The 17445-nt window shown below is 71.6% G+C and carries 11 protein-coding genes; 1 reads left to right on the top strand and 10 read right to left on the bottom strand.

Going from position 1 to position 17445, the window contains the following annotated elements:
• Nucleotides 1–19: 19 nt before the first annotated feature.
• The 8 genes from WMF45_RS33520 to WMF45_RS33485 form a co-directional block, all read right to left on the bottom strand.
• Nucleotides 20–1411 (bottom strand): sigma-54-dependent transcriptional regulator, encoded by a 1392-nt coding sequence (locus WMF45_RS33520; RefSeq protein ID WP_437709253.1) that lies wholly within the window; start codon nt 1409–1411, stop codon nt 20–22.
• A 170-nt stretch (nt 1412–1581) separates the two neighbouring features.
• Nucleotides 1582–2022 carry a response regulator gene (locus WMF45_RS33515; RefSeq protein WP_437709251.1) on the bottom strand — a complete coding sequence of 147 codons (441 nt, stop codon included), beginning with the start codon at nt 2020–2022 and terminating at the stop codon, nt 1582–1584.
• A gap of 71 nt (nt 2023–2093) precedes the next feature.
• Entirely contained in the window at nt 2094–3695 is a 1602-nt protein-coding gene (locus WMF45_RS33510) for a protoglobin domain-containing protein (RefSeq protein WP_437709249.1), read from the bottom strand.
• 14 nt (nt 3696–3709) lie between these two features.
• Nucleotides 3710–4240 (bottom strand): adenylyl-sulfate kinase, encoded by a 531-nt coding sequence (locus tag WMF45_RS33505; RefSeq protein WP_437709247.1) that lies wholly within the window; start codon nt 4238–4240, stop codon nt 3710–3712.
• Nucleotides 4237–5352, bottom strand: coding sequence for an aminoglycoside phosphotransferase family protein (locus tag WMF45_RS33500; protein ID WP_437709245.1), 1116 nt, complete (start codon nt 5350–5352; stop codon nt 4237–4239). The genes WMF45_RS33505 and WMF45_RS33500 overlap by 4 nt, the downstream gene beginning before the upstream one ends.
• Nucleotides 5353–5601: 249 nt before the next feature.
• Nucleotides 5602–7479, bottom strand: a complete 1878-nt coding sequence (locus tag WMF45_RS33495) for a multicopper oxidase family protein (protein WP_437719602.1) — start codon at nt 7477–7479, stop codon at nt 5602–5604.
• 462 nt (nt 7480–7941) lie between these two features.
• Nucleotides 7942–9033, bottom strand: coding sequence for a D-xylose ABC transporter substrate-binding protein (xylF, locus tag WMF45_RS33490; RefSeq protein WP_437709243.1), 1092 nt, complete (start codon nt 9031–9033; stop codon nt 7942–7944).
• A gap of 77 nt (nt 9034–9110) precedes the next feature.
• The gene (locus WMF45_RS33485) at nt 9111–10460 is read right to left on the bottom strand and encodes a glycoside hydrolase 5 family protein (protein WP_437709241.1); all 1350 of its coding nucleotides are present in this window, start codon (nt 10458–10460) and stop codon (nt 9111–9113) included.
• Nucleotides 10461–11139: 679 nt separating this feature from the next.
• Here WMF45_RS33485 and WMF45_RS33480 point away from each other — a divergent pair.
• Complete coding sequence (locus WMF45_RS33480; RefSeq protein ID WP_437709239.1) at nt 11140–12258, top strand: sterol desaturase family protein; 1119 nt, start codon at nt 11140–11142, stop codon at nt 12256–12258.
• A 37-nt stretch (nt 12259–12295) separates the two neighbouring features.
• On the opposite strand, the gene WMF45_RS33475 is transcribed toward WMF45_RS33480, so the two are convergent.
• Together WMF45_RS33475 and WMF45_RS33470 are read right to left on the bottom strand one after the other, a co-directional pair.
• Nucleotides 12296–16261: a serine/threonine-protein kinase gene (locus WMF45_RS33475; protein ID WP_437709237.1), complete on the bottom strand. Its 3966-nt coding sequence runs from the start codon at nt 16259–16261 to the stop codon at nt 12296–12298.
• Between the two features lie 761 nt (nt 16262–17022).
• A complete protein-coding gene (locus WMF45_RS33470; protein WP_437709235.1) occupies nt 17023–17367 on the bottom strand; it encodes a hypothetical protein in 345 nt (114 codons plus the stop codon).
• Nucleotides 17368–17445 lie beyond the last annotated feature (78 nt).

Below are 17445 nucleotides of genomic sequence, written 5' to 3'. Positions count from 1 at the left end.
GGGGGCGAAAACCGCTCTACTACGCCGCCGGCGGGCGCTTGGACTTCGCCGTCAGCCCGTATTCGTGCAGGCGGTACTGGATGGTGCGTATGCTGATGTCCAGGAGCTCGGCCGCGCGCGTCGTGGAGCCGTTCGTCGCCTCGAGCGTCGACAGGATGGCATAGCGCTCGATCTCCGCCATGGTGGCGCCCGGGATCCTCAGGGCCCCCTTGGCGACCGGCGCCGCGTCGATCGGGAGGTGCTCCGCGTCGATGCGCGCGTCGTCGCACAGGACGACCGCCCGCTCGATCGCGTTCTCGAGCTCTCGCACGTTCCCCGGCCAACGGTGCGCGATGAGCTTCGCCCGGGCCTCGTCGGTGAACCCCTCGATCTTGCGGTGGTTCTCCGCCGCGAACCGGCGCAGGAAGTGGTTCGCCAGGAGCAGCACGTCGGTGTCGCGGATGCGCAGCGGCGGCATGTCGATGTGGACGACGTTGAGCCGGTAGTAGAGGTCCTCCCGGAAGTGGCCCTCCTGCACCGCCGCCGCGAGATCGCGGTTCGTCGCCGCGATGAGCCGCACGTCGACGGTCACGGAGTCGTTCCCGCCGACGCGCTCGAACGTCCTCTCCTGGAGGACGCGGAGCAGCTTCACCTGCGTCGAGGGGGCGATCTCGCCGACCTCGTCGAGGAAGAGCGTCCCGCCGTGCGCCTGCTCGAACCGCCCGATGCGCCGCTTGTCGGCGCCGGTGAACGCGCCGCGCTCGTGGCCGAACAGCTCGCTCTCGAGCAGGGACTCCGCGAGCGCCGCGCAGTGCAGGGTCACGAAGGGCCCCTTGGCGCGCGAGCCCTTCGCGTGGATCGCGCGCGCGAGCTCGCCCTTGCCCGTGCCGCTCTCGCCGGTGATGAGCACCGTCGCCCGCGCGCCGGCCACCTGCCGGGCCATCCGGTAGACCTTCTGCATCGCCGGGCTCGTCCCGATGAGCCCCTCCACGCCCTCGCCCTGGCGCTCTCGGAGCTGCCGGCGGAGGTTCTCCGCCTCGACCCGGAGCGCGCTCCGCTCGAGGGAGCGCTCCAGCGTGAGGAGGAGCGCGTCGAAGTCGACAGGCTTCGTCAGGTAATCCTCGGCCCCCGCCCGCATCGCCAGCACCGCCGAGGTCACGTCCCCGAACGCGGTGACGACGATCACCGGCAGCGCCGGATCCTGCTCGCGCAGCTTCCCGAGCAGCGCCACCCCATCCATCCTCGGCATCTTCAGATCCGTGATGACGACGTCCGGCGGCCGCTCCGCCGCGACCTCGACCGCCTCGACGCCGTCCGCCGCCGCGTCGACGGTATAACCCTCCTGGCGCAGCAGCTTCTCCAGCCCCGAGCGCGCGCTCGCCTCGTCGTCCACGACGAGCACCCTCGAGCTCTGCCTCTTCTCAGCGTTCATATCGTTCCTGCCGAACATACCGTGTCCGCGAGGCGCTGCGACACTCGTTCAGCGGCGGCGCGGCGGCGCGGCTCGACGATGCCGGCGGGACGGCCGCGCCGGGGCAGGCGGCGGGCGCCGCAGCCGTTGCACGCGGGCGCAAGCCGTTCGCCGGGCCTGGCGCCCCCTGCTCAGGCCGGGGAAGGGAAGGGGGAGCTCGGCCGCGTGGCGCGCGAGGCGCCTCCGAGCGCCGCGTCCGCGGTGGCGCGGAGCTCGTCGCTCAGGGCGATGTAGTCGATCGGCTTCGTGTGCACAACCGCCGCGGGCTCCAGCCCTCGCCCGAGGCGCGCCACGAGGTCGGGATACCCGGTGAAGAAGAACAGCGGGAGATCCGGCCGGAGCGATCTCGCGTAGCGCGCGACCGCGATTCCATCGGCGTGGGGCATCCGGAAATCGGTCACCAGGATGTCCGGGATCGGACGCCGGGACAGCCGCGCGATGGCGAGCGCGCCGTTCGTGGCCAGCTCCACCCGGAAGCCGTCCTCTTCGAGCAGGCGCTCGAGGAGGCGAGCGCTCTGTACGTCGTCGTCCACGAGCAGGATCAGCGGTTGTTCGGTGCTGCGCGGTTCCACGCCCGGATCTCTACCAAGTTGCGTGCCAGCCCTGGGGCGGCCGTCGCGCGCGGCCAGGAGAGCGGCGGAGGTCAGCCGGAGCGGCGCAGCGGGAGCGTCACGCGGAAGAGCGTCTTCCCCGGGCGGCTCTGGAACTCGATGGTCCCCTCGTGATCGGTGACGATGCGGTGCGCGATCGCCAGCCCGAGCCCGGTGCCGTTCGGCTTCGTCGAGAAGAACGGATCGAAGATCGGCGCGTCCGGGCTCGCGATCCCGGGGCCGTCGTCCTCCACCTCGACGACGGCGTGGCGCGGCTGCCGCCGCGCGCGGAGGGTGACCGTGCCGCCTCCGGACGCGTCCACCGCCTCGATCGCGTTGCGGAGCAGGTTCAAGAGGACCTGCTCGATCTTCGCGGGATCGAGGTCGAGCACGATGTCGGTCGAGGGCAGGTCGACCTTCACAGCGGCCTGCGCGCCGGCGCCGTCCGACGACGCCGCGACGCGCGCCGCCCGCTCGCAGAGCGGGACGACGGGCGTCGGCCGGAGGTACAGCGGCTGCGGCCGGGCGAAGTCCAGGAACTCGCTGACGAGCGCCGAGAGGCGGCGGATCTCGTCGCGGACGACCTGGATCGCCTCCTGCGTGTCCGGGTCCTTCAGGCCGGCGCGCGCGAGCCCCCGCTCGAGGAAGGTCACGTGGAGCTGCGCGCCGTTCAGCGGGTTCCTGATCTCGTGCGCGAGGCCCGCCGCGAGGGTCCCCACCGCGGCGAGCTTCTCGCTCTGGCGCACGCGCGCGGCGAGCGCGTTCTCGTCGGTCGTGTCCTGCCCGATCGCGAACAGCACCACCTCGTCGTCGGCCGCGGAAGGGGCGTACGCGAGCTGCCAGCGCAGATCGCGGATCTTGCCGGCGCGCGTGCGCACGATGCTCTCCAGCAGATCGACGCTGGGGCGCCGGCCCGCGGCGACGTCCTCCACGAGCGCGCCGTGATCCGCGCGGATCTCCTCGGGGAGGAGCGCCTCGACGAACGGCACCCCGAGCACGTCCTCGCGCGCGAGCCCCGTGATCCGCTCCGCTTCCCGGTTGAAGAGCCGCACGACCGCGTGCGCGTCGAGGCCCACGACGAGGACGCGGGCCAGCTCGACCGCGCTCTTGTACCGGTGCTCCGTGCGCGCGAGCGTGCGGCCGACCTCCTCGCGGTCCAGGCGCTCGGCGCGCTGCGCGCGCGCGAGGAAGTCGTCGCGGTACGTCTCGAGCATGATGGCGAGCTCGAGATCGAGCACCTTGCTCACCGCCGCCCTGACCGGGATCACCTCCGCGCCGAGCGCGCCCTGGGCGATCTCGTGGAACGCGAGCCGGATGAGCGTCATCGCCGTGAACATGTACCGCTGGGGGAGGCCCACCCGGACGTGGATCCGCCCGATCTTGGCGCTCTCGTCGAAGTACGCGCCGTCGTAGGGCCCCGTGCAGATGCGCGTCATCCAGCGGACGAGCGATCGCTTGAGCCGCTCCACCTGCTCCTCGCCGGTGAAGACGTCGTGCGCGCCCTCGTGCTCGCGGATGCGATCGTAGAACTCGTCGGCGATGCGGGGGAAGTGCGGCTCCGCGTGCGCGCGGAGCACGGCGAGCCAGCGCTCGTCCTGCTCGCTGAAGCGGACGTACCGCTTGATCTCGTCGAAGAGCGTCTCCTGCGCGGGCACGGTGACCGTGTCTATCACGGCCCCGCCCCCGCCGAGGCGGACCAGGCTCTCGCGCGCTCGAGCAGCGCCGCGAGCGCCGCCTCGTCCTCGCCGCCGCGCGCGACGAGCTCCGGCGCGAGCGGCGCCTCGTAGTCGGCGCCCGCGCCCGGGAGCGCGCCGATCTCCCCGGCGCCGGCCGCGTGGTAGAGGCCCTTCGGGTCGCGCTCCCTGCAGGTCGCCGGCGCGACGTCCACGTGGACCTCGATGAGCCGCGGCGCGAGCGCGCGGGCGCGCTCCCGGTAGGCGCGGCGGTGCGCCGTCGCCGCCACGATCACGATCGGCCCCTGGCGCGCGAGCAGCGCCGCGAGGCGCGCGAGCGTCTCGTAGAAATCGTCGCGGGCGCGCGGGTCGTAGCCGGGCCGCGGGACCAGGGCGTCGCGCACCTCGTCCCCGTCGAGGAGGCAGCTCGCCCGCCCCTCGCCGAGCAGCGCCCGGTGCGCCCGCGCGGCCAGCGTGGATTTGCCCGACGACGGGAGCCCCGTGATCCAGACGACCCCGCCGCTCACGCGAAGAGCCTCTCGGCGTCGTCCGGATCGAAGCGCGGGGCGTCGAGGGCGCGCTCCACGAAGGAGAGCAGCGCGTCCCTCGCCCGCGCCGTGACCGCGGGGTACCACCCGGGGTTGGCCAGCACGAGCGCGCGCCACGCGAGGAACGGCGCCGCCACGTCGAGCAGCCCCGCGGCGCCGCCCGAGCCGAGGTAGACCTCCCAGAGCCGCCGCCACAGCGCGCGGAAGCCGCCCTCCCACGCACCGGGCGCGTCCAGCGCGAAGAAGACGTAATTGATGGCGAGGCAGGTGACGTCGTCCGCGGGATCGCCCTGGGACCCGCGGCTCGTGTCGAGCAGCGTGAGCCGCGACGCCTCGTCGAACACGATGTTGAACGGGTGGAAATCGCCGTGCGTGCGGGCCAGCCGATGATCCCGGCCGCGGAGCTTCCATCGCCACGCCACGCAGCGCCGCTCGATCGCCTGGAGCCGCTCGGGCGGCGCGCCGGGCACGTCGTCCGGATAGCCGTCGATGATGCCGAAGATGCCTTCACCGTGGCCCACGAGATCGCGCGCCGCGCGGCGGTAGCTGCCCGGCTGCGCGCCCTTCGCGCCGTGGAGGGTGATGAGGTACCTGGCGAGCGCCTCGCAGCGCGCGAGATCCCCGGGGCCCGCGCGCCGCTCCCTCGCGATCCGGCGCAGATCCGCGGCGTAGACGTCTCCCTCCGCGTACGTGGTCAGGAGATAGAACTCGCCCGCATCCCGCAGGGACAGGAAGTGACCGTCGCGCGTCAGCGAGCCGACGTCCACGACCTCGACGTGCGCCGGGATCGACCCGAAGGTGTCGAAGGCGAGCAGCGCCGCCGCCGCGCGATCCGCCCGCCTGTCGTGGCCGAACGCGTCCGCCGTCGACGTGTGCAGCACCAGCTTCTGCCTGGAGCCATCGGGCCTCACCACCGTGATCCGGCGGGGTACGCCGTAGCCGGCGGCCTTCTCGGTCTGGTCGTGGCCCGACGGGTTGTCGGGTCCGAGGGCGGTGATCTCCTCGACGCGCGCCTCAGGAAACGCCGCATCGATGAGCTCGCGGACCGGGCGTGCGGGATCGAATTCAGGCAGGACCGACGGGGCGCTCATGGTCTCCTCGGATGTGGCGACGTGCTCGAGTGAGGGTGCGCGGAGCAAGAAGCAGACCGCATCGCTGACGAGCCTGCTCCAGCAGCACCTCGGGGAGCGGTCGGATCCTGGACCTCGCGGAGCCTTCGGCGGGCTGATGAGCGCGGGCACGGCGGCCGGGACCGGGCCTGGCGCTCGCAGGACCTGCGCCGCCGCGCGAGGCGTGCGCGGGGTCGCGCAACGTCGCGCGGCGTCAGGCCGGGCGGGAGATCAGCGAGTCGGGATCCCGGGCGGCGTGGGACCGATCTGGTAAGGCCGCATCATCTCGTTGTCTTCATGCTCGAGGATGTGGCAGTGCCACACGAACCGGCCGGGGCTCTCGAACACCATCTTGATGCGCGTGATCTCGAACGGCAGCGCGACGACGGTGTCCTTGCGGCCCTCCTCCCCGGCCTCCGGCGGGCGAGGGGCGCCGTCGAACGGCTGGCGATCGACGATCGCGAAGTGGACCTCGTGGACGTGGATCGGGTGTGCGTCCACGGTGAAGTTGTAGATCTCCCACACCTCGGTCGATCCCAGGGCCGGGTTCTCGGTGATGGGATCGTGCCAGAAGAGCGGCCTCGCCGCGCGGGAGCCCGGAGGAGGCTCCAGCGTGCCCAGCGCGGCCACGCTCAGGCCGGCGTCGGGCCGGAGCGCGGAGCTCAGGTCGTTCAGGGACACCTGGCGCACGAGCGCCGCATCTCCGAGGGGGGCGAGCCGCGGCAGCGCGAGCCGGTGCGGTGGCGTGCTCGAGTCCGCGCCGGTCGCCGGCACGACGCGGAACTGCATCACCTGCCCTGTCGTCGCCGGATCGGCGGCGGCCTGCGGGCCGCCGGTGAACGGCGCGTCCGGACCGAGGTTGAGGAGGACGGGCTCGGCGCCGGCGCGGACGCCGCTGAAATCCACGATCACGTCCGCGCGCTCGGCCGGAGCGAGCAGGAGGGTCCCGCGCTCCACGGGGGAAGGGAGGAATCCGCCGTCCGAGCCGATCTGCCAGAACGGGAGGCCGTTATCCATCTTCAGGATCAAGAACCGCGAGGCGCTGCCGTTCAGGATGCGGAAGCGGTACCGCCGCTGCTCGACCTCGAGATAGGGCCATGCCTGGCCGTTGACGACGAGGACGTCGCCGAAGAACTCCGGGACCCAGATCGGCGGGATATCGCCCTTCGGGATGTAGATGTCCGCGAGCTCGGGGGCGAGCCCGCGCGACGCTGGATAGAAGAGCGACCCGTCGTCGTTGAAGGAGCGGTCCTGGATCAAGAGCGGGATCTCGTACACCCTCGCTCCTGGGCGGTCTCCCGGTCGCGGGGCGGGTCCGGGCAGGACGCCCTGCGGCAGATCGTCCGGCCCGCCGCGGATCAGGTAGAAGCCGGCCGGCCCCGCGTAGACGTTGAGCCGGGTGATGCCGAGCGTGTGGTCGTGGTACCAGAGCGTCGCGGCCCGCTGGTCGTTCGGGTACTGGAACACGGCCGCGCCCGGCTCCCACAGGCCCCCGAGCGGCGACGTGCGCTGGTAGTAGTCGTAGAAGGTGCCTGTCGCCGCGTACCCCTCGGGGATGTCGGTCGCCGCGGGGAGATACCAGGCCTCGGGATAACCGTCGCTCTCTTGCCCCATCCTGGCCATCCCGTGGAGGTGCGTGACGATCGGCACGGGGCCCCGGTACGGTCCTGGCGGGCAATCGCCAGGGAACGCGGGCCGGCTGTCGCGGCCCTGCGCCCCGCCGGGCGGGTTGGCCCAGTGCAGGGTGGGGTCGACGGGGAGCAAATGAGGGAGGAAGCGGCCGGTCTCAGGGTCCCTGAGATCGTTGATCCACTTCACCCGCACCGGCCTGCGGTACCTCGCCTCGACGGTGAGCGCCGGATAGGCGAACGTCTCCGGATGATGGATGGAGCCGTAGCTCCAGACGGTCGTCGGGGGCAAACCCATCTCGGGTGGCAGGATGTGCTGCTCGAACTGCCGGACAGCGATCTCGTAGGCATCGTGGCCCGCGCTGCCCGCGCCGAGCCCCGTGGCCAGGGGCATGACCTGTGGGATGAGCAACGGGCGCGTGTACCTGGGGATGGCGGCGCCGGAGAGGGTCGGGGCCGAGCCCGGGACGGCCGGACACATGGACACGGCCACCTTCACCACGCCACCTCGCCGGAGCGCCGTGACACCGTCGCGGTCGGACCGTGCTTCCGTGGCTCTCGTCGCTTCATGGAGGACATCGCGTCTCCTTGCCTCGCGCGGCGCTGCGAGGGCGCAGCATCATGACCAGCGCACGGCTCCGGTCCACGCAGGAAGCACCGGATTCGAGGAGCCCCTGGATCACGGAGGATCGCCATGATCGCAAGGCCCCCGGCGACGCGCGGCGTTCCGCCGTGCGGAGCGGGGTCGCCTCGGACGATGCGCCGCCCACGGGCCGCGGGCGAGAGGGGATGTTGCGCGCCGGTGGCTCTCCGGGCGAAGAGCCTCATTCAGGATCGCGGCCGTCGAGACGGTCGCAGAGGGGGAGGGGCGGACCTGACCCGGCGGCTGGTCGCCTCGCGGCGGCCGGGGCGCTCGCCGGGCCCTGGATGTCCAGCTAGGGGCCTACTTGGCCGGCCACTGGTCCTTGGGGAGGTCCTTGTAGACGTCCTCGACCTTGTGGAAGCCGTCCGCGATCACCGTCGCGGCGAGGTTGTCCTTGTCCACGGCGACCGGCGTGATGAGCACGCTCTGGACGTCCTTCTTGCCGTTGTTGACCGTCTGCGTCTTCTCGCCGACGGGCTCCTTCTTCGCCAGCTTGACGGCGAGCTCGGCGGCCTTCTCGGCGAGCAGCTTGAGCGGCTTGTAGACGGTCATGCTCTGGGTGCCGGCCGCGATCCGCTGGCAGGCGGCGAGCTCGGCGTCCTGGCCCGAGACGCCGACCTTGCCGGCGAGCTTCTGCTCGCCGAGGGCCTGGACGGCCGCGCCCGCGAGCCCGTCGTTCGACGCGACGACCGCCGTGACGTTGTTGTTGTTCTTGGTGAGGGCGTTCTCGGTGATCTTGAGGCCCTCGACCGGCTGCCAGTCCTTGGCCCACTGGTCCGCCACCGTCTTGATGTCGCCCTTGTCGATGAGCGGCTTCAGGATGTTCATCTGCCCTTCGCGGAAGAGCTTCGCGTTGTTGTCGGTCGGGGAGCCGCCGATGAGGATGTAGTTCCCCTTCGGGAACTTCTTCACGAGGGCCTCGGCCTGGAGCTCGCCCACCTTGACGTTGTCGAAGGACACGTAGAGGTCCACGTCGGAGTCGAGGATCAGCCGGTCGTACGCGATGACGGGCACGCCCTGCTTGTGCGCCGACTCGACGATGGTGGCCGTCGTCTTGGCGTTGTGGGGCACGACAACGAGCACGTCGACGCCCTGCGTGAGCAGGTTCTCCGCCTGCGAGTTCTGGAGGGCGTCGTCGCTGTTCGCGGACTGCACGAGCACCTGGGCGCCGAGCGTCTCGGCCTTCGCCTTGAACAGGTCGCGGTCGCGCTGCCACCGCTCCTCCTTGAGGGTGTCCATGGAGAAGCCGATCGTGATCTTGTCTTTCTTCTTCTCCGGACCCTTGGTTTCCGCACCCTTGGCGGCTGTTGCCTCGGGCTTGTTCGCGCTTGCTCCGCCTTCAGCCTCCGGCTTCGAGCAACCGGCCGAGAACGCGAGCGAGAACAACGCCATGAGAAAGGTGGAGCGACGAATCAAGGTGACCTCCGCATGAGATGAATTGGATAGGGGCTCTGTTATGGCCGCCGGCGCTACTGCGTCGAGTTGAGCTGGTCGGCGTAGCTCATGATAAGATTCAAGGTTTCCGTGTCGTCATCGTACACCGAGTACCACCCCTGGAGCTCATGGGGCGGATCGCCGATGTAGTCGTTGCCGAGGAGCCAGTAGTCGTTGCCGTCGTCCGACGGCCTCCCGATCCCGGCCCAGGCCCAGAAGTTGACGCCGGCGAGCTCCGGGTTCTCGACGACGGCGTCGAACATGGAAGCGTAATACTCGTTCCGCTTGGCGACGGGCGACGAGACCGGCTCGGACTTGTCGTCCCGGGCGAGCCCGAACTCCTCCACGACGATCGGCTTGTCCAGCGCCCTCGCGTGCGCGAGCTGCGCGTCGATGTACCCGTTGCTCTTGGTGATCGCGGCCAGGAGCCCCTTGTCGGCGGCGCTGTCCATCGGCAGCGACGGGTCGTACCACTCCCAGTTCTCGGGCCACACGTGGAAGGTGAGGTAATCGACGCCGGGCACGTCGTGGAACGCCCTGTAATCGCTGTTGGCGTAGTCGCCCCAGTTATAGGACAGGTCGCCCTCCGAGCCGATGGAGACGAGGTGGTTCGGGTCGATGTCCTTGATGAACTTCGCGTTCCTCTCGACCCAGAGCTTGAAGAGCGGGCCCCAGCCCTTGAACGATCGCGGCTCGTTCCCGAGCTGCCACGCCATGATCCCCGGATGGTCCTTGAGCTTCTCGATCAGGACCTTGGCCCGGCTGAAGTAGAACTCCTGGGCCTTCTTGTTGCAGAAGAACAGCGACGAGAGATCCATCTGGTCGGGCCACGGGTTCGTGTTCGGATCGAGCGTGCCCGAGTGAGGGATGGCCCACTCGCCGATGGCCACGGCCTGGCAGTCCTGGCCTGTGCCCTGCTGGAACCGGATCGAGCCGGTGAACGGCACGTGGTGGTCCGCCGCGAGCAGGGCAGCGCCCGTCGTGGGGTGGGTCAGGCCGACCTGGTACGCGCTGAAGTCCTCTCCGCAGGAGAGGGTCGGCTGCTCGTGCGCCCACTTCATGTACTGGGGCATACCGCCGGACCAGTGCCAGAAGTCGTTCAGGGTCATCACCGCCTTCATCCCGCGGCTGTGCATCTCGTCGAGCACCGTCGCCAGGTTGTCGGCGAACGCCTCGAGCTGCGCATCGGCGCACGGTTTGTCGGACGACGCCGGAAAGATCCGTTGTGGGCCGTACGTCTGATCGTTCTGCTGCGCCGCGGGGATGTCGCCCTCGCTGAGCGCCATGATCCTGAGGTTCAGGGCGCCGTGGGCCTCGAGGATGTCGAGCTCGGTGCGCAGGCGCTCGCGGCTGATGTAGGGAGCCGACCAGAAGTTCGTGCCCATATACCTGTACGGTTTCCCGTCGAGCGTGAGCTTACTACCTTCGGCGCGGACGTAGCACTTTTCCGGTTGCTGGGCGCAGTCGAGCTCCTGGCCGCCGCCGGTTCCGTCCCCGCCGCCGCCGGTGGCGTCGCTTCCTCCGGTCGCGCCGCTTCCCCCGCCGCCGGTGGCGTCGCTTCCGCCGGTCGCGCCGCTTCCGCCGCCGCCGGTGTTGCCGGACCCGCCCGTGCCGCCGGAGGGCGCGGGGTCCGCCGGGTCGGAGGAGGAGCACGCGGCGAGGGAGAGCAAACCCAAAGCGAGCAAGACGGTCTTCTTCATGGTCGGTTCCTCATGTGGTTCGAGTGTCGTTCCTCACGGATCGCTGAGCCCTGCCGCCCGGAGCGCGCGTCCGGTTCGCAGGGATCTGCCGAGCTGCTGCGCCACCGTCGCGGGGTGGCATCGCCGGCGCCGGCGGTGAGCTCCCCCTGAATCCGCGACGAACCAAATCTCCGCTCCGGGGGGTCGCTCGCGCGCCGGCGTGGCCCGTGGCAGACCACTTAAACGGTTCAGCGTCAACAGGGAAGAGGTCGGCTGGTGTGGCGCCTCTCGCGTGGTGCGTCTCCGGGCGCGCCGGCGGCGTTCCAGGCTAGACTGGGCGGACGCGAGCCGATCCGCAGCGCGGCGGCTCCATGGAGGACAGGGGATGTCGCCGAGCTTGATCCTGTTCGCGGTGCCGGCCTTCTTCGCGCTCATCGGCGTCGAGCTCTGGCTCTGTCGCCGCCGCGGGCGCCGCGACTACCGCTTCTCCGACGCGCTCGCCAACCTCTCGTGCGGGGTCGGGCAGCAGGTCATCGTCTCCGTCGTGAGCGGCGGAGTCCTCGTCTATCTCTTCCTGTACGAGCGCGCCGCGCTCGCGCGGCTGCCGGAGGGCGCGTTGTGGAGCTGGGCGGCCTGCTTCGTCGCGGTCGACTTCTGCTACTACTGGGCGCACCGCGCGAGCCATCGGGTGAACTTCATGTGGGCCGCGCACGCGGTCCACCACCAGAGCGAGGACTACAACCTCTCGGTCGCGCTGCGCCAGAGCTGGCTCCAGCGGGCCTTGTACTGGCCGTTCTTCTGGCCGCTCGCCGTGCTCGGCTTCCCCACGGGGATGGTCGTCACGACCTATACGCTGAACGTCCTCTATCAGTTCTGGATTCACACGCGGCTCGTCGGCCGCCTCGGTCCGCTGGAGTGGGTGCTGAACACGCCATCTCATCACCGCGTGCACCACGGCGTCGACGCCGCGTATCTCGACAGGAACCACGGCGGCGTGCTCATCGTCTGGGATCGGCTGTTCGGCACCTTCCGCGCCGAGGGGGCGCCCCCGCGGTACGGCGTCGTCCAGCCGCTGGCCAGCTTCAGCGCGCTGCGCGCCAACGTCGACCCGTGGCGGAGGCTCGCGCGCATGGCGGCGGCGGAGCCGCGCCTCTCCGGCAAGCTGCTTGTCTGGTTCCGGCCGCCGGAGTGGCGGTCCACCGCGACTTCGCCCGACGAGGGCCCGCTGCGCACCGACCCGGATTACGTCCTTCACGACGTGGCGCGCCCCCGCCGGGCGCGCGCGCTCGCCGCGGCGCTCTTCCTCGCGGCGCTGCTCGGCGCGATCGCGTTCCTCTACGCGTCACCGAACATGGCCGCGGGCCCGCTGTGGGCGGGGGCGGCCGTCCTCCTCGCGGCGCTCGCGGCGGTCGGAGCGCTGCTCGACGGGCCGAGCCTGCCGGCGCCGGCGCAGGGCGCGGCGGCCGCGAGCTCTCCGAGGGGACTGCCGATCTCGCCGGCCTGAGCGGCCTGTGTACCTTCGCCGTGAAGAGCGACAGACGCTAGACGCCTCGCCGTCCCGTGGAGCCCGCCTCGTCGACCCACGCGCGCGCCAGCTCGAGCGTGCGTGCGTTCTCCTCGACGCGCTGGAGGAACTGCTCGCGCCGCGCGGCATCGTCGAGCTGGGCGGCGACGTCGAGGAGCCTCGCCCGGGCGTGCGCGATGGCGGTCCGGGCCGCCGGGAGGTCGCCCGCCGCGAACAGCGCCTCGGCGTGGACCAGGCGGGCGAACGCCGAGCCCTCCTCGACCATGCCCAGCCGCTCGAGCAACGCGACCGCCGCGCGCGCCTCGGCCAGCGCCTCGGAGGTCTCGCCGCGCGCGAGCAGGATGGCCGCCAGCGTCGCCCGCGCCAGCACGACGAGCGGGCCTATCCTCTCCAGCTGCGCCACGGCGCGCCGGGCCTCGGCCTCGGCGCCGGCGAGATCGCCCGCGCGCATCAGGCACCCGGCGAGGTAGGTGCGCGACGCGCCCGCGAGCCGGCGATCCCCCTGCGCCTCCAGGAACGCGATGGCCTTCCTCAGGGCCTCGCGCGCCTCGTCGAGCGCGCCCAGGCGGCAGAGGGGCGCGCCGAGGGTGCTCCACGCGACCGCCATGCAGCCGTCGAGGCCCATGCGCTCGGCGTCCGCCAGCGCGCCGCGCAGGATGGCCTCCGCCTCGCCGTACGCGCCGAGCTGGTGCTCCTGGAAGCCGAGATCGAGCCGGCAGAAGCAGGCCAGGCGCAGGTTCCCCGCGCGCTCGTGGGAGGCGACCGAGCGCGCGAACAGCGCCCGGCCCGAGCCGTGCCGACCCGCGTACAGCTCGCGCCAGCCGCGCTCGCGGAGGACGACCCCGCTCACGGCCGGGTCGTCGCAGAAGCGCTCGGCCGCGGCGTCGATGAGCGCCTGGAGCGGCGTGGCGTGCGCGTAGAGGCCGCTGATCGTCAGGTAGAGCGCCGTCCCCGCGGACGCCGCCAGGAGCGGGCCCGTCGCGCCCTCTCCCGTCCAGGCGTCCGCGAGATCGCCGCTGAGGCTGGCGAGGCGATCGTGCTGCCCCAGCCGGGCCAGCACGATCGCGGCCTCGCGCACGGCGGCGTACCAGGGCGCGCTGCGCCGGGGCAGCTCCTCCACCGCCATGGTCGCCCAGCGCGCGGCCTCGACGAGCTCGCCGCGCCAGTGGTGCGCCTCGGCCCGGTGCAGGAGGACCTCGCCCCGCGCCTCGCCGCTGATGCCGAGCTCGATGGCGCGCCCGGTCGACGAGAGCACCACGACGAGGTCGTTCGCGGCGAGCGCCTGCGCCGCGGCCTGACGATAGAACGCGGCGGCGCGCAGCGGCTCGCCGCCCCGATCGAAGTGCTCGGCGATCACCGCGGCCGAGGGCTCGGCCGCGCGCTGGAGCCACTCGCCGGCGAGCCGGTGGCCGAGCGTGCGATCCTGGTCGGTGAGCATCCCGTAAGCCGCCTCGCGCACGAGCGCGTGCCGGAAGACGAGCTCCCGCTCCCCCTCGAACCTCGCCTCGTCGCGCGCGCCGATCCATTCCAGCCGCTCGAGGCGATCGAGGTGTTCCGCGAGCCCGGAGACGCCGCCGGGGCCGCCGAGCAGCGCCTCCACCGCGCCCCGCCAGAACACCCGCCCGAAGATGCTCGCCGCGCGCAGCACCTGCCGCGCCGCGCTGTCGAGGCGCTCCAGCCGGGATTGCACCATCGCCAGCACGGTCTCCGGGAGCGCGCCCTGGCTCCCCTCGGAGGTCGCCCGGATGAGCTCCTCCAGGTAAAACGCGTTGCCGTCCGCCTGCGCCACGAGCTGCGCCACGGTCTCGGCGCTCACCCCGTCGCCGAGGACCTGCCGCACGAGCCGCGCGCCGGCCCGGGAGCTCAGCTCCTTGAGCCGGAGCTCCTGGAGATCCCTGTGGGCCCAGAGCCCGGGGAACAGCGTGTACACCTCGGGGCGCGCCAGGGCGAGCACCAGGAGGGGCTGGTCCACGAGCCGGCGCAGGGCGTCGTTGATGAACTGGACGGTGGGCAGGTCGCCCCAGTGCAGGTCCTCCAGCACGAGGAGGAGCGGCTGCGCGGCGCACGCGGCCGAGGCGAAATCGAGCCAGGCCCTGCGCATCTGATCGCCCATCAGCGGGGCGTCCTTGCGGGCGACGCGGAGGGGCGCGCTGTCCTCGTCGGGGAACGGCGCGCCCAGGAGCTCGCCGAGGAACTCCGCCACGCGCTGCGCGTCGGCCGCGCGGACGCGCTCGGTCACCCGCGCGAGCAGCTTCTCCCGGCGCGCCTCGATCGGCTCTCGGTCGCGGATCCCGCACGCGCCCTGGAGGGCTTGCCGCAGCATCCCGAACGGGGCGCCCTTGCGGAGCGGGTCGCCGCGGCCGATCCAGACAGCGACGGGCTCGTCGCGCTGCCGGACGCGGCGGATGATCTCGTAGGCGAGGCGCGACTTGCCGAGGCCCGCCGGCGCGGTGACGAGCACGGCGCGCGCCCGAGACTCCTCGATGCACCCGGCCAGGAGGGCCTCGAGGGTGGCCACCTCCCAGTCGCGCCCGACGCAGGCCGTGGGCTTGCCGAGGAGCATGCGCGCGCCGCGGGCGAGCGGCTCCTCTCCCCGGAGCCACAGGCCCGCCTCGGTCTCGACGACCTCGAAGCGGGCGTCGAGCAGCGCGGCGGTCACCTCGTCGATGGCGATGGGCGTCCCGCGTCCTGCCGCCGGCGCGCCCGGGAGCGCCGCCGTGGGCTGCGCCAGCATCCGGACGGCGCGGTCGATGACGTCGCCGACGGGCCGGCCGCCCGTGACCTCCACGCGGCCGGTCGTGAGGACCACCGGTCGGTCCCCGCCGGCGGCGCGGAGCAGGAGCGCGCAGCGGGCCGCCTGCGCGGCCTGATCCGTCGCCACGCCCGCTCCGAGGAGGATCACCAGGATCGACCCGTCCGCCAGGAGCTCCAGGCACGCGCCGAGCGCCTCGATCTCCCGGCGCAGCTCCGGCGACACGACGGCGACCACCGTCTCGGAGTCGGCCCGCCCCGGGGAAGCGGCGAGCCGCGGCCCGGGTCCCATCAGCGCCACCGAGAGCACCCGCCGCTCCTTGTGGGTCAGCGAGGACTGGCGGCGCCGGTTCGAAGGCGGCGGCTCCGACGGCGCGCGCGACAGCGGGGAGACGCCCATGGCCTCGAGCGCCGCGGCGATCTCCGCGCCGTCGCGGGGGCGGTCGTCCGGGTTCTTGGCGAGCATCCGGGCGCAGAGCGCGTCGAGGGCGGGGGGGACGCCTGGGCAGAGGGCGCTTATCCGCGGCACCTCGTCGAGGAGGATCTTCGCGAGGACGGCCATCAGGTGAGCCCCGCAGAAGGCCGGCTGGCCGGTGAGGCACTCGAACATCACGCAGCCGAGCGCGAAGACGTCGGCGCGGGCATCGACGTCCTGCCCGCTCCGGGCCTGCTCTGGCGCCATGTACGCCGGGGTCCCGAGGAAGGCGCCCGTCCGCGTGAGCTGCGTGGCGTCGGGGATCCCGGCGATGCCGAAGTCGAGCAGCTTCACGCGTGCGGCGTCGCCGTTCACCAGGAACAGGTTGCTCGGCTTGAGATCGCGGTGAACGACGCCGCGCGCGTGGACCGCCGCGAGCGCGGCGGCGGCGCCCACCAGGAGCGCGATCGCCTCGTCCACGGTGAGCACCTCGCGCTGGAGCCGCTGCTCGAGATCCTCGCCATCGAGCCACTCCATGGCGAGCCACGGCGCGCCCGAGGCGCCGAGCCCGTGCGCGACGTAGCGCACGATACCTGGGCAGGAGAGCTCTGCGAGCACCCTGGACTCGCGAGAGAGGCGCGATTCGTCGCCGGATTTCTGCTCGTCGAGGCACACCTTGACGGCCACGACCTCGCCCGAGCGCCGATCGACCGCCTGGAAGACCTCCCCCATGCCGCCGGCGCACGCCCGGCTCACGATCTCGAAGCGGCCTCCGAGCACTTCCCCTGGTTGCATCCCCTCGAGTATCGGCGTCATCGGCCGTGAAAGTCCACGGCGAGCGCCGGGGCTGGCCGCGGAGGCCGACGTCTGGGCAGGCGCGGAGCGTCGCCCCGTGTCCGTGGCCAGCTTCACCGCAGTCCGTCCAGCATGGGCGAGGAGCCATTGGACGATTTCTTGTGAAGGATCCTGAGTCCTCTCTCCCCTCAAGGCCTGTCTCTGTTCCCCGAGACCGGTGTTCTGATCCTCCGTGAGAGGTCCAGATCGGGTGACGGCTTCTCTGACATGGGGGGGACGACGTGCGCCAGCGTGCGCCGGCGCGCCGCGCGGCGCTTGGCTCTGCGGCATCGCCCCGCCGGGGGCGAAGCCGGGCCGACGTGGACGAGCGTCCGCAGGCTGCGGAGTATGTATAAGGAGGCCCCTTCGAGGGGTGCTTGAGTTGTTGATTGGCTGTCACTTTCCAAGGAGAACGGAACACATGGTTCCACAGAATGCTCTCCCACCCCGGGGGCAGGCCTCCGCTGACCGTCGGTTGGCCGAAGCGCCTTGAACGACGCGGGCCCGCCCCGGGCAGCGGCCACCTCGACGAGCGTGCCCGCCGCGCATCGCTGGGCGGCTGGGCACCGCGCACCGCGCACCGCGCACCGCGCAACGCCCCGTGCCGGATGGACAGGAGCGACGCCGCCCCGCCCCCGGCGATACCAGCTAACTATTCAAAAAATTCGAACATCAACTTGCCACCGAACCCCGACTTGCTATATCTTACATGAAGTATGATGCGCCTAGCTCTCGCATATTCTTCATCTTTGTAGGAGAGCAACTGCGTTCGAGGCGCGCATCTTCTGTCTCTGTGTCACCTGCTTGGCTGGTAAAAAGCCACGAAGAATCTTCTGCTCAAGGCCGCTGTACATCCTAGCTAAATTGGCTCTCGACGAACCGTCGAGATGGTGCGAGCCAGTTGGTTCGCTGGACGGGTTGGTATTGTCATTGTCACGGGTTGGCGATTCGTCCTCGACGACGGGCGCCATCACATGGCCTTGATCGAACGGATCTCGACGATTCCATGCCTCGTCGAGCTCTGGTCCGCTGTGCTCGTGTGACTCGAGCTCGAGGTTTCGAATCGGCACCCGACGGCGGAGGTTCATCCGGCATAGGGTCGATATCCTGAAGTGAGAGGGAGCAGTCCATCGTGAACAAGAACATTCTTCCTGGCGCTGCCTTGG

Source organism: Sorangium sp. So ce448 (assembly GCF_051520915.1).
Taxonomy (GTDB): domain Bacteria; phylum Myxococcota_A; class Polyangia; order Polyangiales; family Polyangiaceae; genus Sorangium; species Sorangium cellulosum_B.
Note: the sequence above shows the minus strand (reverse complement) of the source record. Positions and strands in the feature narration are given on the sequence as shown.

Excerpts from the sequence above, each read along its gene's own strand:
- xylF (WP_437709243.1), bottom strand. The coding sequence starts at position 9,033 with ATGGCGTTGTTCTCGCTCGCGTTCTCGGCCGGTTGCTCGAAGCCGGAG.
- WMF45_RS33470 (WP_437709235.1), bottom strand. The coding sequence starts at position 17,367 with ATGAACCTCCGCCGTCGGGTGCCGATTCGAAACCTCGAGCTCGAGTCA.
- WMF45_RS33520 (WP_437709253.1), bottom strand. The coding sequence starts at position 1,411 with ATGAACGCTGAGAAGAGGCAGAGCTCGAGGGTGCTCGTCGTGGACGAC.
- WMF45_RS33480 (WP_437709239.1), top strand. The coding sequence starts at position 11,140 with ATGTCGCCGAGCTTGATCCTGTTCGCGGTGCCGGCCTTCTTCGCGCTC.
- WMF45_RS33495 (WP_437719602.1), bottom strand. The coding sequence starts at position 7,479 with ATGTGTCCGGCCGTCCCGGGCTCGGCCCCGACCCTCTCCGGCGCCGCC.
- WMF45_RS33500 (WP_437709245.1), bottom strand. The coding sequence starts at position 5,352 with ATGAGCGCCCCGTCGGTCCTGCCTGAATTCGATCCCGCACGCCCGGTC.
- WMF45_RS33485 (WP_437709241.1), bottom strand. The coding sequence starts at position 10,460 with ATGGGCACGAACTTCTGGTCGGCTCCCTACATCAGCCGCGAGCGCCTG.
- WMF45_RS33475 (WP_437709237.1), bottom strand. The coding sequence starts at position 16,261 with ATGACGCCGATACTCGAGGGGATGCAACCAGGGGAAGTGCTCGGAGGC.